General features: G+C 43.4%; 13 protein-coding genes. 12 read left to right on the top strand and 1 reads right to left on the bottom strand.

Annotated features, from left to right (window positions below; all coding sequences use genetic code 11):
• Nucleotides 1-181: 181 nt before the first annotated feature.
• The 12 genes from hyaA (at nt 182) to AAEY93_RS03575 (ending at nt 12,536) form a co-directional block, all read left to right on the top strand.
• Nucleotides 182-1,318 carry a nickel-dependent hydrogenase small subunit gene (gene hyaA / locus AAEY93_RS03520; protein WP_351075023.1) on the top strand — a complete coding sequence of 379 codons (1,137 nt, stop codon included), beginning with the start codon at nt 182-184 and terminating at the stop codon, nt 1,316-1,318.
• 2 nt (nt 1,319-1,320) lie between these two features.
• Complete coding sequence (hyaB, locus tag AAEY93_RS03525; protein ID WP_101031258.1) at nt 1,321-3,024, top strand: nickel-dependent hydrogenase large subunit; 1,704 nt, start codon at nt 1,321-1,323, stop codon at nt 3,022-3,024.
• 31 nt (nt 3,025-3,055) lie between these two features.
• A complete protein-coding gene (gene cybH, locus AAEY93_RS03530; RefSeq protein ID WP_101031256.1) occupies nt 3,056-3,724 on the top strand; it encodes a Ni/Fe-hydrogenase, b-type cytochrome subunit in 669 nt (222 codons plus the stop codon).
• A 15-nt stretch (nt 3,725-3,739) separates the two neighbouring features.
• Nucleotides 3,740-4,294, top strand: coding sequence for a HyaD/HybD family hydrogenase maturation endopeptidase (locus AAEY93_RS03535; RefSeq protein ID WP_124013105.1), 555 nt, complete (start codon nt 3,740-3,742; stop codon nt 4,292-4,294).
• Nucleotides 4,281-6,245 (top strand): NiFe hydrogenase, encoded by a 1,965-nt coding sequence (locus AAEY93_RS03540; RefSeq protein WP_351075026.1) that lies wholly within the window; start codon nt 4,281-4,283, stop codon nt 6,243-6,245. Before AAEY93_RS03535 ends, AAEY93_RS03540 begins: the two co-directional genes overlap by 14 nt.
• A gap of 54 nt (nt 6,246-6,299) precedes the next feature.
• Nucleotides 6,300-8,666 carry a carbamoyltransferase HypF gene (gene hypF / locus AAEY93_RS03545; RefSeq protein WP_351075028.1) on the top strand — a complete coding sequence of 789 codons (2,367 nt, stop codon included), beginning with the start codon at nt 6,300-6,302 and terminating at the stop codon, nt 8,664-8,666.
• A 200-nt stretch (nt 8,667-8,866) separates the two neighbouring features.
• Entirely contained in the window at nt 8,867-9,586 is a 720-nt protein-coding gene (gene hypB / locus AAEY93_RS03550; RefSeq protein ID WP_101031248.1) for a hydrogenase nickel incorporation protein HypB, read from the top strand.
• Between the two features lie 2 nt (nt 9,587-9,588).
• Nucleotides 9,589-9,828: a HypC/HybG/HupF family hydrogenase formation chaperone gene (locus AAEY93_RS03555; protein WP_101031246.1), complete on the top strand. Its 240-nt coding sequence runs from the start codon at nt 9,589-9,591 to the stop codon at nt 9,826-9,828.
• Nucleotides 9,828-10,955 carry a hydrogenase formation protein HypD gene (gene hypD, locus AAEY93_RS03560; protein ID WP_101031244.1) on the top strand — a complete coding sequence of 376 codons (1,128 nt, stop codon included), beginning with the start codon at nt 9,828-9,830 and terminating at the stop codon, nt 10,953-10,955. Before AAEY93_RS03555 ends, hypD begins: the two co-directional genes overlap by 1 nt.
• On the top strand, nt 10,945-11,952 hold the full coding sequence (gene hypE, locus AAEY93_RS03565) for a hydrogenase expression/formation protein HypE (RefSeq protein ID WP_351075031.1): 1,008 nt from the start codon (nt 10,945-10,947) through the stop codon (nt 11,950-11,952). The genes hypD and hypE overlap by 11 nt, the downstream gene beginning before the upstream one ends.
• Nucleotides 11,952-12,296 (top strand): hydrogenase maturation nickel metallochaperone HypA/HybF, encoded by a 345-nt coding sequence (locus tag AAEY93_RS03570; protein ID WP_101031240.1) that lies wholly within the window; start codon nt 11,952-11,954, stop codon nt 12,294-12,296. Before hypE ends, AAEY93_RS03570 begins: the two co-directional genes overlap by 1 nt.
• Nucleotides 12,297-12,371: 75 nt before the next feature.
• Nucleotides 12,372-12,536 carry a hypothetical protein gene (locus AAEY93_RS03575; protein ID WP_164839476.1) on the top strand — a complete coding sequence of 55 codons (165 nt, stop codon included), beginning with the start codon at nt 12,372-12,374 and terminating at the stop codon, nt 12,534-12,536.
• A 267-nt stretch (nt 12,537-12,803) separates the two neighbouring features.
• Here the strand turns inward: AAEY93_RS03575 and AAEY93_RS03580 are convergent, their stop codons facing one another.
• Complete coding sequence (locus tag AAEY93_RS03580; protein ID WP_351075034.1) at nt 12,804-14,561, bottom strand: acyl-CoA dehydrogenase C-terminal domain-containing protein; 1,758 nt, start codon at nt 14,559-14,561, stop codon at nt 12,804-12,806.
• Between the last annotated feature and the right edge of the window lie 234 nt (nt 14,562-14,795).

Raw genomic sequence — 14,795 nt, forward strand, 5'->3', positions numbered from 1 at the left:
CGAATTCTCTTAAATAACATGATCAACATCAAAAATCTGACTTTAAGACCCTACTTATAGTGAGTAAATATCCCCAAGTTGATTTACATCAAAGCCGTTTTTTAACCGCGTTTTAATATTGATACCGATAGATTGCAACTATTTTTTAGCTATTGAGCTAACTTAAGCATAAGGTATCAACATGGACACACATGCAGCCCTTTATAAACAAGGCCAAGAACGCCTTGATTATTTGCGCCAATTTGCCCAACGTCAGCCCGTGTCATTAGAACAAAAAATGACCAATAGCGGGATAACTCGTAGAGACTTCATTAAATGGACCGCCTCGGTCACCGCAATGTTTGCCTTGCCCCTACCCTTTAGTACCTTGGTTGCCGAAGCAGCTGAATTAGCCGACAGAGTGCCGCTAATTTGGTTACATTTGGCAGAATGTACAGGCTGCTCCGAGTCGTTAATTCGTAGCGACTCGCCCAACCTAGACACCTTGATTTTCGATCATATCTCGCTCGAATATCACGAAACGTTAATGGCAGCCGCCGGTTGGCAAGCAGAAGAAAACTTAGAACACGCACTGGAAACCTATAAAGGTCGCTATTTACTGGCGGTTGAAGGTGCAGTCCCCACTGCCAATAACGGCACTTTTTTAACCGTAGGTTGTAAAGGCCACACTGGCTTGCACATTGTTAAAGAAGCGGCTGAAAACGCCGCGGCCATTATCTCAGTAGGTACTTGCGCAGCCTTTGGTGGTATACAAGCCGCTGCGCCTAATCCCACTGGTGCAAAAGGTGTTTACGAAGTCGTCGATAAGCCGGTGATTAACTTAGGCGGTTGTCCTCCGAGTGAAAAGAACATTGTCGGTACATTAATGTATTACATTATGTTCGGTAAGTTACCGGCTCTGGACATGTTTAATCGTCCTAAATGGGCTTATGGCGCTCGTGTACATGATAACTGTGAACGTCGTGGCCGCTTTGATGCGGGCGAGTTTGTGGAAGAATTTGGCGACCAAGGCGCAAAAGACGGCTACTGTTTATACAAAGTAGGCTGTAAAGGCCCTTATACCTATAACAACTGCCCTACTGAACGATTTAACCATCACACTAGTTGGCCTGTGTTAGCTGGCCATGGCTGTATGGGGTGTTCTGAACCGAATTTCTGGGATGATATGGCTGATTTTGAAAAACCACTCGGACGCCAACTTTTACATGGCGTTGATGCCACAGCTGACACCATTGGTGCGGTCATTTTAGGCGCGACCGTTGTCGGTATTGGCGCTCATGCAGTTGCTAGCGTCTTTGTTAAGCCTTTGGAGGAGTAATCATGAGTAAACGTGTCGTTATTGACCCTATCACCCGCATCGAAGGCCATTTACGTGTCGAAGTTGAAGTTGATGATAATAATGTCATTACTAAAGCTTGGTCTTCGTCGACCTTATGGCGTGGTATTGAGGTTATTTTAAAAGGCCGTACTCCAATGGATGTGGGCTTAATTGTGCAGCGTATTTGTGGCGTATGTACCTATTCGCACTATCGTTGCGGTACTGAAGCGGTAGAAAATGCCCTCGGAGTTAAGATCCCTCTTAATGCTAAATACCTGCGCAGCATTATGCAGTCATCGCTATACATGCATGACCATATCGTGCATTTTTACCATTTACACGGCTTGGATTGGGTGGATGTGGTATCGGCATTGAGTGCTGACCCAGCACTAGCCGCTCAAGTGGCGATGAAATATTCTGATGCGCCGATTGCTGCCGGTGAAGGTGAACTCAAAGCCGTACAAGCACGGGTTAAAGGCTTAGTTGAAACCGGAAAACTGGGGCCCTTTGCCAATGCATATTGGGGCAATGGTACTTATCGTTTTAGCCCTGAACAAAACTTGATTGCACTATCCCATTACTTAAAAGCACTTGAAGTACAACGTGTGGCTGCTGAAATGTTGGCTATTTTTGGCGGTAAATCACCACATCCACAGTCTATTGTTGTGGGCGGCGTGACCTCAGTACGTGACATGTTAAGCCCAGCGCGTTTACAAGAGTGGAAACAAAAACACGCTATCGTTCAAGACTTTATTGAGCGAGCTTATCAAGCTGATATTGTGATGGCGGCGGAAGCGTTTGGCACTGAACCGAGCGTGCTTGGTGGCGTGAATGTTAACAGCTTCATGAGTGGTGAAGATTTTATTACCTCCGATGGTGAATATTTATTTAACCAGGGCGTCATTTTAAACGGCGATTTAGCCAATGTATTGGACATTGACCCAAGCTTAATTAAAGAAGATGTTACCCACGCTTGGTATAAAGCTGATGGCCCTCAACATCCGTATGAAGGAACCACCATTCCTGATTACACTGGCTTTATTGAACGCGACACTGTGTATGGCAAGTTGCCGACTATTGATGGTGATGGTAAATACACCTGGGTTAAATCACCGCGTTATCAAGACGAACCGATTGAAGTGGGTCCATTAGCGTGCTTATTAGTTAACTATGCGCGCGGTAATCAACCTGTGGTCAATGCGGTAGATGGTTTATTAGCTCGCACTGGTTTGCCGCTTGAAGCGCTATTTACCACCTTAGGTCGTACTGCTGCACGCATGTTACAAACCGTGTTAGTCGGTCAAGCCAGTTTACAAACCTTTGATGCCTTACTGATTAATATGCAGTCGGATGAATCAACTTACGTTAAACCTGAGATTGATTCAGATCGCGTTTATGAAGGTTATTCGATGATTGAAGCACCTCGCGGTACGTTAAGTCATTGGATCCGCATTAAAGATGGCAAAGTTGAAAACTACCAAGCTGTGGTTCCCACTACCTGGAATGCAGGCCCTGTGGATGCTAACGGTAAAATGGGTCCCTATGAAGCCTCGTTGATTGGTTTGAAACTTGAAGATCCAACCAAGCCATTAGAAGTCATTCGCATTATTCATTCCTTTGATCCTTGTATGGCGTGTTCAGTACACGTGATGGATTACAAGAAACACACTTTAGGTCAATTTAAAATTGATCCAAATGGGTTTTAATCAGAGGTAATAGAGTAGGAGGGATAAAAGTATGGAACATATTGCAACCCATAATAGGCAGTTGATATTTACTCCAGCGATTCGAATATTTCACTGGCTGCGTGCGCTGTCGATTTTGGTATTAGTGATCACTGGGTTTTATATCTCGTGGCCATTTTTAGTGGCGCCTGCTAGCTCAGATGTATTGGTGCAAGGTTGGATCCGGTTTGCTCATATCATTTTCGGATTTTTGCTGACCAGCATTACCTTTGTGCGTTTTTACTTGTTTTTCTTTAGTCGAAATAACATCGAAAGACGTTCGTTTAAAGATGTGTTGAGTATAAAAAGCTGGATTGCGCAATTAAAATCTTATCTTTGGATGGGTAAATTAGACAAAGCTGGGGTTTACGGGCCATTACAGTTTATGACCTATGTAGCCATTTCGTTTGTTGCGTTGATTATTTGCATCACAGGCTTAGTGCTTTACGCTAATGTGTACCACTTAGGTGTAGGCGGAATGCTTGGCGATGTATCGGCATGGATAACGGCTCTTTGTGGTGGTTTAGCGCCACTGCGGATTTATCATCATTATTTAACGTGGGCCTTCATTATTTTTGTAGTGATCCATGTGTATATGGCGGTGTGGGCAGGTATTCGCTTTAAACATAATTCAGTCGATTCAATTGTTTCTGGCTATGATTATCACAAAGATCATAAATAAGGTGAGTTAATCATTGTGAAAAAAATATTGCTGTTAGGTATAGGCAATGTATTGTACGCCGATGAAGGAGTCGGCGTACATTTTGTCAATTATATCAAAGATAAATACCAATTAAGCCACCCAACAGACAATGTTGATATTGTTGATGGTGGCACCTTAGCCCAAGGTCTTATTCCGATGATAAGCCAGTACGACCAGTTAATTGTGGTCGATACGGTCAATAGTGTCGGTGTTGCCCCGGGTGAAGTGTACTTTTTCGATTTTGATCACGCCCCTGCAGAAATCGATTGGCAAGGCAGTGCTCATGAAGTGGAAATGCTGCAAACACTCAACATGATGGACATTGTCGGTGATAGGCCGCAAACGTTTGTATTAGGCGTGACCCCAACCGTCATAGAACCAATGATTTTGGGACTCACTCCAGATTTACATGCCGCCATTCCGGTGATGGAACGCGCTCTGTTAGCTCATTTGACCAGCTTAGGGTTTAGCCTGCAGATTGTGAATGATATTACCATTGATCAAGTTATTCCTGATGCCTATAAGCGAGGTTGCTATGTCGATGCATAACATTCGATTTGATTTTGTATGTCAACGCCCTGTGCCCTTGTATGAGCACTTGTGTAATCAATATCTCGATCGCAGTGAGCTTAATATAAGCATTGGTAAAGTATTCGATCCTAAAACGGATCATATACGTTACTTTATTGAAGCCTTTGCCACACAAGCCGAATTAGAAGCGTTTGCCGATGATATCGCCAATGATTTTTTATTATCCGTTTGGCTACTCGACACCCATATTCAACGCATTGAACAGCACAGTGGGCTGCATAAGCCGTTTGATATTAAATCGAACTATTCAGGGTTGCCGCTGTATTTTTGCCAGCATTGCCAACCTAAATTTGGCGATAATCAACAGTCTTCTTTTGGTGATATTAATCTGCAGTGTTCTCACTGTATGGGTCATGAAAAGCTGAGCCGTGATGAAAAATCATTAACTCAGACTGACATTACCACAATGACAAACCGCTTACTCGCGGATAAATCTCTCCCTTTGCCTATTCTTGGGCTAACCTTGTGGTTAACGCCACCAGCAAAAATATTAACGCCTGCAATTCAACCAAATGCAGACGTTCAAGGCACAGCATCATCACAGGCTGTATTGCCAGCAAACCAAGCGGCTCAATACCATCGGCCACGAATATTGATCTGTAATCCTAATTCGCTCAATAGCCATTTTATCGTTAATGACAGCCAAGTATTGGCCTTATCTAGTATCGAAAAACCATTACTTAGAGTACGACCAAGTAGCGATCATCCCAGTTTATTGGCGCCGCTGTATGAAATTCAATTTGCCGAAAATCGTTTGTTAGTGATATTAACGGAAGTGTTACGCCAAAAAGGCATCAATTGGGTGCATGTCACTACCGATATTGATCCACATACCAGCCAAGATGCCCTTGTCGATAAACCATTGCGTTTGGCGAGTATTAATCAACATTGGTTACCCATTACCACCCTAGGCAATGGCGCGATACCTTTACCCACTAACGTGACCTGCTTACACGATAAAAATCATTACCAAGATGACCAACATACGTTTACGGCTAACACCACCAAAACATCAATAGCATGGCAAGTTAGTCCCATCGAGCCGGCATCATCAAGGTTAGTCAGTGCAACTGCAAAGAATTCAAGTGAGGAGAGTGCACCTATATCCACTAGCTTGTGTGCGTTAAATGCGGCGCTATTACGATGTCATTCCACTAAAAAAAATAATAAACCACAATTTGTAAAACATGCTGCGGTATTGTATTTAAGCCAACGAAACGCTTGCCAAATTGTCACTCTAGACAGCCAAAGTGAGGCCGATTTATTTTTTGAAATGCCTGAGCTACCGTTATCGGGCTATGAGATCTGTCAGTCTTTGTCTGAGTCACCGCAAAAAAGTCTGTTGGATAAATTTAAACAGTTATTTCCAGCCGAGTATAACCAATTATTGGATCTGCACATTCAGGCAGACGATGGGGCACTGTCACAATTAATGGCGGTGGCCACCCTAATCATTGGCGCCTATCCGGTAGAAACAGCTCAGCGAGTCACGGTAACAGAACTTGCAGATAAATTTATCGCGTTGGCGATGTCGCATCATGGCAACAATGCACCACGAATTGATTTCCCACTCACCAAAGGTGCTGCACATCGCAGCCTTAATTGGTGTAAAACCCTTGGCACATTAATGAGCTTCAAGTTAGCTGGGGAAACTAACTTAGCCAAGTTAGCCTTTGCATTTCATGACTCGTTCGCTGACTACTTAAGCCATTGGATAGAACATTTAGATCAAAATATTGGCATAAAACAGTTGATTATTGCAGGCAGTGAATTTGCCAACCCAGTGTTAACTGATCGAGTGCAATTACGGATTGGTAAAAACTTTCCGCTGGTGGTCAATCCATTATTGGATTTTGATGGTGTCAATATCGCAATAGGTGGGTTATATCTCAAACAACGTCGTGGATAAGAGCTATCTTAAGTATATCAGCTGTTGCTTATCCTTGTATGAGATAGGGTTGTTATGAAACCAGCACAACAAGTTACCATTATTGTTAAAGGTATTGTACAAGGGGTCGGATTCAGGCCCTTTGTGTTCCGTCTCGCACACCAATTAAATTTAGTCGGTAGCGTACTGAATAATCATCTTGGGGTGACGATTTTGCTGCAGGGACGCAGTGAGATCATTGAGCAGTTTATTGAAACCTTAACTCATTCGCCACCGCCATTAGCGCGGATTGATGCTATTGAACTGACTCATCAACCTCAATTAAGCATATTTCACCGTTTTAGTATTATCGATAGTCATATTTCTGCAGGTGAGCATGCAAAAGTGGCCATCTCGGCAGACAAGAGTATTTGCCAAGATTGTCTCGATGACATTAACGACCCTCATAATCGCCACTATCAGTACCCGTTTACTAATTGTACCAATTGCGGTCCGCGCTATACTATTATCAATGCCCTGCCTTATGACAGATGCAACACCGCCATGGCTGACTTTGTCATGTGCGATAATTGCCGCGATGCTTATACCGACCCGCTCAATCGACGCTATCATGCCCAACCGGTTAGTTGTCCACATTGTGGCCCACAATTATCATTTAGCGTCATCAATGCTAGCGCCGAATTTCTTTATGATTCATCTATGTTAATGCCTTTAGAACAGGCCGTTGAGATGATAAACCGTGGCGGAATTGTGGCCATTAAAGGCTTAGGCGGCTTCCATTTGGTGTGCGATGCCACGAATAATGATGCCGTTATGGCGCTACGCCAACGTAAGCAACGTCCGGCCAAACCATTGGCCATTATGGTGAGAAACTTAGCCCAAGCACAATTATGTGTCAGTGGCACTGAAGCAGAATGGTTGGTATTAACCAGCCCAGAGAAACCGATTACCTTGATGCAAAAACGTCAGCATAGTGATATCGAATTGAGTCCATTGCTCGCGCCTGGTATTGATCGACTTGGGGTGTTTTTGCCCTACACACCATTACACCATTTATTAATGCAACGCTTGAACAAACCCATTGTGGCAACCAGTGCTAATCGCAGTGGTGAACCCATTATCGGTAATATCGCTGAGATAGAGCAGCATTTAGGCCATGTGATCAATGGGATCCTCGACCATAACCGACCCATTATTAATGCCTGTGATGACAGCGTGGTGCAAGTGATTGACGAGCAAGTTCAAGTTATTCGATTGGCCCGCGGCTATGCGCCGCTAACCATTAATCTTCACTCCCCCATGCTATCAGACAGTCAAAACAGTGTATTGGCAGTCGGTGCACAACAAAAAAACACCGTTGCCTTTGGTTTTGCCGATAATTTGATTGTGTCGCCACACATTGGTGATTTATTCAGTCTTGAAGCTCAGCACTATTTCACTCAAAGCTTAGCCACTTTTAAGCGTTTGTATGACTTCAACCCTAGCCATATTGTGCATGATAATCATCCACAATATGCGCCAACCCAATGGGCTGTAAACTACCAATCTGAGCATAATTTGCCGCAATCGCACTGTATTGGCATACAACATCATTTCGCCCACGTGTTGTCGGTTATGGCAATGCACCAGCGTACGGATCAAGTATTAGGATTCAGTTTTGATGGCACAGGCTTGGGAGATGACGGCGTTTTATGGGGCAGCGAAGTGATGCTGGCTGATGTTAACGGTTTTACCACGGTGGCGCACTTTAGTTCATTTAAGCTCATTGGCGGTGAACAAGCCATTAAGCAGCCTGTTAGGATCCTGCTGGCATTATTATTTGAACAAATGACACTGCAACAGGTGCTAGAGCTTCCCATTGCCGCAATACAAAATGTGGGCAAGAAAACCGTCACTAATTTATACAAGTTATGGCATAACAACAGCCATTGCATTGAATGCCGCTCAGTTGGGCGCTTATTTGATGCCCTTGCTGTCGCATTAGACTTTATTGGCAGTTCGCAGTATGAAGGCCAAGCAGGCATGATGATTGAAACGGCAGCCAATGACTATAGCAATCATCCAAAACGGCAGCCTTTATCAATAAGGCTCAACACCGTCAGCCACAATGATCCTGAGCCCATTCAATGGCACAGCAGTGACTTTATTACTCAATTGGTGAACCTGGTGATAAACCACTCACAGACACCCTACATTAAACAGCAAGTATGCTGGCATTTTATTGATGCTATCAGCCAGCAACTTGATCACATCGGTCAACAATATCCGCAGTTACCGCAGGTGTTTTGTGGCGGTGTATTTCAAAACAAAACATTACTCTCCCAGTGCATTGATGATTGTCGACGCGGTGAACGGCAATTTTTAGCCAGTGGTCATATACCTATTAATGACGGCGGGATTGCTTTAGGTCAATTGTGGTATGCCATTCATCATATGGCTTAGGCATATCGGCTGCTTAAGCACCTTGAAGAATACATTACGAGTGTTCACTAACAATAAATTGCGGCGCCGCTCACATTATTTACTCAACAACCGTGTTGTTCTCTGTCTTTGTTGCAAAAGCTGATGTGTATCAAAGAATCCTTTAACCACTTCACCGACACTAGTTAATAATCATAACAAATAAGGTTAAGGAATATATTATGTGTAAAGACTGCGGCTGTTCAATTACTCATGATCATGAGCATACTATTCATAGTAATCCTCAGCTTAATGATAAAAAGACCTTAGCTGTTATCCATAAAATATTGGATAAAAATGATATAGAAGCGCAGCACAATCGTGATCACTTTGCGGCTCATCAGGTCAGCGCCTTTAATTTAATGAGTAGCCCAGGCAGCGGTAAAACCAGTCTTTTAGAATGTTTACATGAATACCTTGATGCACGCTATGCCGTAATTGAAGGCGATCTTGAAACCTCACGCGACGCCGACCGCTTAATTGCCAAAGGCATTAACGCCTATCAAATTCAAACCGGATCAGCCTGTCATCTTGATGCTTTTATGGTTCACGGCGCACTGCATCACATCAATTTAGATGATGTTGATATTTGTTTCGTTGAAAATGTGGGTAATCTTGTGTGCCCAGCCAGTTACGATGTCGGCACTCATAAAAATATTGTTTTGTTATCAGTGCCGGAAGGTGATGACAAAATTGAGAAGTATCCGGTAATGTTCCGCCGAGCAGATTTAGTCGTTATCACTAAGTCTGACCTGCTACCTTACTTTGATTTTAGTATTGATGAGGCCAAAGCACAGTTAAGTAAATTAAACCCTAATGTTGAGTTATTAGTTGTGTCAGTGAAAGATTCTGACTCAATGAACACCTTGGCCACATGGTTTGATGAACATAAGGAATATTAGTTATGTGTTTATCCGTACCATCAAAAGTAGTTGAAATTCATGACGATGCAACAGTGACAGTTGATACTCTTGGCGTTAAACGTCGAGTGAGTTGCCATTTAATAAGCGACCCACTAGAACTAGGCGACTTTGTATTAATCCACATTGGCTTTGTGATGAATAAAATTGACCACAATGATGCCCAGGAAAGCCTGGAGTTGTATCGACAAATTATTACTGAAATGCAATTGGAGTCAGAATAATGATTACGCTTAATGACTTTTACCAAGGGTTTCGTGATCCACAGACTATTCGTCATTTAGCGCAATTGATTGCTCAAGAAGCCGACAAAACCGACGATCAAATTAACATTATGGAAGTCTGTGGTGGTCATACCCATACCATTATGAAGTACGGTTTATTACAACTATTACCAGACAACATCAAATTTATTCATGGTCCTGGTTGTCCTGTTTGCGTTATGCCCAAAGAGCGAATTGACCATGCGGCCACCCTTGCCTCTCAAGCCGATACCATTTTAGTGACCTTAGGCGACATGATCAGAGTACCGGGTTCAATGGGCAGCTTGGCGCAGTTTCGCGCTAAAGGCTGCGATATTAGGCCAATATACGATCCATTGGATACCTTAACGATTGCCCGAGATAACCCTGACAAAACGGTCATTTTCTTTGCCATTGGTTTTGAAACCTCTGCACCAATGACCGCCGCCTTATTGGCACAAGCTGAAGCGTTGAAAATTGATAATCTGTTATTTCATATTAACCATGTGCTAGTGCCACCTGCCATTGATGCAGTGATGTCTGATAGTCGCAGTAAAGTGAACGCGTTTATTGGTCCGGCGCATGTGAGCGTGATTAGCGGAGCCAAAATCTATCAATCTACGGTTGATCAATATCAAACACCTGTGGTGGTATCAGGGTTTGAGCCCGTGGATGTTATGGAGTCTATTTTACGAATTGTGACCCAAAAAGTCGCCGGCAAAGCTGAACTTGATAATCAATATAGTCGCTCCGTGAGTTATGAGGGCAACCTAGCCGCTCAACAACTCGTCGACAAATATTTTATGGTTCGTGATAGCTTTCGTTGGCGCGGACTAGGTCCTATTGCTAATTCGGCACTGACACTGCGCCCTGAATATCATCATCGCGATGCCGAGCGCATTTATGTCAAAATTTTACCCACAACCGAAATCGATGACCATAAAGCCTGTATGTGTGGCGATATTTTACGTGGATTGGCTAACCCTAAAGACTGCAAAGTGTTTGGTAGAGGCTGTTCACCGCAAACACCGCTTGGCAGCTGTATGGTGAGCTCGGAAGGCGCGTGTAATGCCTATTACCGCTATGGAGAAGTGAGTCATGCCAACTAAAAAAACAATTCAACTAAGCCACGGTGGTGGCGGTAAAGAAATGGATCAACTCATTCACGATCTGTTTTTTAAAGCCTTTGATAATCCTATTTTGACCTCGCAAGAAGACGCGGCCAAATTGAACATGTGTGGTCAAATTGCTTTTACTACCGACTCGTTTACCGTGTCACCGTTATTTTTTGCCGGTGGCGATATCGGCAAATTAGCGATTGCTGGCACCGTAAACGATTTAGCCATGATGGCGGCGCAACCAGAATACTTAAGTTGTAGTTTTATCATTGAAGAAGGCTTTCCGCTGGATGACCTCAACACCATAGTCAATAGCATGGCCGCTGAATTACATAAGTCTGGCGCACGAATTGTCTGTGGCGACACTAAAGTGGTGCCTAAAGGCTGTGCCGACGGACTATTTATTAACACCTCTGGCGTAGGCCGTATTTTAAATCCCGATATTTCAGCACGTAATTTGCAAGTGGGCGACGCCATTATTGTTTCTCGGGATATTGGCCGCCACGGCGCGGCAATTTTAATGGCCCGTGATGGCTTAACGCTTGAGTCTGACTTATGCAGTGACTGCGATACCTTATGGCCCATTGTTGAACAACTGTTGATTGCCAATATCAAAATGCATGCAATGCGTGATGCCACACGAGGTGGATTATCTGCAGTGTTAAATGAGTGGGCTAAAGCGTCGCAGATTGGCATTAACGTCGAGGAAGCCAGCATTCCTATTTGTGACGAAGTGAAAGGCTTATGTGAGTTATTTGGCTTTGAACCTTTTGACTTAGCCAATGAGGGCACCTTTATTATGGCGCTGCCAATGGATATAGCCCAAGGCGCAATTGAAGTTATGCAGCGATATGGCCACTGCGAACACGCCGCTATTATCGGCCAAGTGACTGAGAGTCATCCTGGCAAAGTGGTGTTGCAGACGCCTTGGGGTAGCAGTCGCTATTTAGATTTACCGCAAGGTGAATTACTGCCAAGGATCTGTTAATGCACGAATACTCGATTGTGATGTCACTAATGGAACAATGCGAAGCACTGGCTTTGGAACATAAAGCCACACGGATTGAGCAAGTTGAACTGAAAATTGGTGTGTTAAGTGGCGTTGAGCCAGCCCTACTGTCTCAAGCGTTTGAAACGTTTAAATTAGACAGTATTTGTCACCAGGCAAAATTAATCATCAATATCCAAGCATTAGTTTTGCAGTGCAATCAATGCCAACAGCAATCGCAAGTCGATGAACGAACTATTATTTGCCCCGTTTGCCAGTCAAATCACACCAAAGTGATTGACGGTGAGGACATGATGTTAATGCAACTCGTTATGGACACGTAAGTTTTTAGCTAATAGTAATATTAAAATACCCTAACCTAATAACCCGAGTAACTTTAAAAAAAGAAGGACTACACCATGAAATATTTATCAATTGCCTTTATCCTTGCCACTATGCCAACTATTGCGATGGCACATGAGGGACATGGTGGCATGGGCTTGTTTCATCATTTCGCTCAGCTCAGCCCAGCAATTATGTTAGTGGCTATCGTGGCATTTGTTTATTGGAAACGAACTAAGTAACCACAACTTGAGAGAATAATCAGTCTCGGGTTAGATTAATAATCATGACGGGATGGTCATGCTAGGTCGTTATGACTAAGCAGTTATTGCGGCACAGCCATCATTTTTATCGACATCATTTACACAATCCGACGTTGACATAGTTGGCGTCAGGATGGATTGCGTCAACATAGCTTGTAACAATGATGAACCATGAGATAACGCCACTGATAAAAAAAGCCTTCAAATGAAGGCTTTTTTTGTAGCTGAACAATCCAAATAAAACCGTTAGAACATTTCTGCTGGCATGGCCATAATCGATTTATCACCCTGATTAACTTGTGATAAATGATATTGAGCTTTTGATAACAACTTATCCATATAGAAATCAGCCACAAACTGCTTCTGAGCAGCAAAAGACGGGTCTTCATGGTTTGAAGCTCTATCAGCCATCAATAACCAAAAATAACCGTATACCGCGTAACCAAAGGCATCTAAGAAGTCTACGGCACAAGCATTAACTAATGCTGGTTGTGATTTTTTGTTAGCGTTAATGTAGTTAGCTGTGGTCAGTAACTCATCAAACACTTGGTTTACCATGGCTTTATGCTCAACACTTGGGTGAGTTAAGCCTGCAAGACTGGCATTCACCTCAGCCGCAAATTGCGTCAAGGTTGCCACGTTATCACCGGTAACTTTACGCCCTAAGAAATCAATCGCTTGAATACCGTTAGTGCCTTCATAAATCTGCGCAATGCGGGTATCACGTACAAACTGCTCGATACCCGTTTCGCGAATATAGCCATGACCACCAAATACTTGCTGGCCCATTATGGTGGCATCTAGTCCGCGATCTGTTAAAAATGCTTTTGATACCGGAGTGAGTAAGCCAACATATTTTGCTGCTTTAGCTTGCACATCGCCGCTAGCATATTTGGCTAAATCTAACTGCTTACCGGTATAAACCGATAACGCACGGCCCGCTTCTGTCAGCGCACGAATAGTGAGTAACATACGACGCACGTCGCCATGGACGATAATCGCATCTGACGTTGCACCGGTTGCGGAACCTTCAGCTGCAATGCCTTGTAACCTATCTTTGGCATAATCGCTGGCCATTTGATAAGCCGCTTGCGAGTTACCTAAACCTTGTAAACCAATCGCTAAACGCTCGTAGTTCATCATAGTAAACATACACACTAAACCGCGATTGGGCTCACCCACTAAGAAGCCTTTGGCGTTCTCGTAGTTCATCACACAAGTAGCAGACGCTTTAAGACCCATCTTATGTTCGATAGACCCAACCGTCACCCCATTTGCTTCACCTAAACTACCGTCACTATTAACGCTGATTTTAGGCACTAAAAATAATGAAATACCTTTTGAATTAGGCAGTTTGGCTAAAACTAAATGGATCACGTTTTCTGTTAAATCTTGATCGCCTCCGGTAATAAAAATCTTATTGCCGGTAATCGAATAGCTGCCATCATCAAGAGGTTCTGCTTTGGTGCGGATACCGCGTAAATCTGAACCTGCGTGAGACTCGGTCATGTCCATTGCACCAGCCCATTGGCCAGTATATAAATGGGGTAAATAAGTTTGTTTTAACTCATCATTTGCATGAGCATTAATACACAATGCAGCACCTGCAGTAAGTGAACTGTACAAAGTAAATGAGTTACAGGCGCTATAGCCCATTTCATCAACTAATACACCGAGCATTTTGGGCATACCCATGCCACCAAAGTCAGGCTCACCACATAGACCGACCCAACCGCCTTCAGAAAACTGCTGGTACACTTCCTTAAAACCATCAGGGGTAATAATGTCGTTGCCTTTATGAACCACTCCTTGCTCATCACCGCTGCGATTTAAAGGGTGAAGCAGATCACGGCTGATCTTATTGGCTTCATCTAGAATGGCGAGTGCGGTATCCATGTCGACAGCATCTGCCATAGCAGGAAGCTGTTCCCACGTAGCTTGTGCATCAAATACCTGTTCCAATAAAAATTGCATGTCCTTTAACGGGGCTTGGTATGGGTTCATAAGAGTCTCTTAAACGAATAATTAAAACAGTTGTTTTAATTTATACTAAAGTGTCACAAAAGGAAAAGCTTTTTAGCAATTATCTAACCATAATTTGACCCATGTCGACTCGTGCCAAACCTTAATGCCGATAGTTTATGTTTCTCAACCCAATAAGGTTCCAATGAGTTACAATTACCACTTAGCTCACAGAATTAGCACCTTATTTGATTAAGATCTGTTGACCTTACTCAC

It is taken from the genome of Shewanella sp. CAL98-MNA-CIBAN-0140 (assembly GCF_040309905.1).
GTDB classification, from domain to species: domain Bacteria; phylum Pseudomonadota; class Gammaproteobacteria; order Enterobacterales; family Shewanellaceae; genus Shewanella; species Shewanella psychromarinicola.

Coding starts and splice junctions, on each gene's coding strand:
- hyaA (WP_351075023.1), top strand. CDS start 182: ATGGACACACATGCAGCCCTTTATAAACAAGGCCAAGAACGCCTTGAT.
- hyaB (WP_101031258.1), top strand. CDS start 1,321: ATGAGTAAACGTGTCGTTATTGACCCTATCACCCGCATCGAAGGCCAT.
- cybH (WP_101031256.1), top strand. CDS start 3,056: ATGGAACATATTGCAACCCATAATAGGCAGTTGATATTTACTCCAGCG.
- AAEY93_RS03540 (WP_351075026.1), top strand. CDS start 4,281: ATGTCGATGCATAACATTCGATTTGATTTTGTATGTCAACGCCCTGTG.
- hypF (WP_351075028.1), top strand. CDS start 6,300: ATGAAACCAGCACAACAAGTTACCATTATTGTTAAAGGTATTGTACAA.
- hypB (WP_101031248.1), top strand. CDS start 8,867: ATGTGTAAAGACTGCGGCTGTTCAATTACTCATGATCATGAGCATACT.
- AAEY93_RS03555 (WP_101031246.1), top strand. CDS start 9,589: ATGTGTTTATCCGTACCATCAAAAGTAGTTGAAATTCATGACGATGCA.
- hypD (WP_101031244.1), top strand. CDS start 9,828: ATGATTACGCTTAATGACTTTTACCAAGGGTTTCGTGATCCACAGACT.
- hypE (WP_351075031.1), top strand. CDS start 10,945: ATGCCAACTAAAAAAACAATTCAACTAAGCCACGGTGGTGGCGGTAAA.
- AAEY93_RS03570 (WP_101031240.1), top strand. CDS start 11,952: ATGCACGAATACTCGATTGTGATGTCACTAATGGAACAATGCGAAGCA.
- AAEY93_RS03575 (WP_164839476.1), top strand. CDS start 12,372: ATGAAATATTTATCAATTGCCTTTATCCTTGCCACTATGCCAACTATT.
- AAEY93_RS03580 (WP_351075034.1), bottom strand. CDS start 14,561: ATGAACCCATACCAAGCCCCGTTAAAGGACATGCAATTTTTATTGGAA.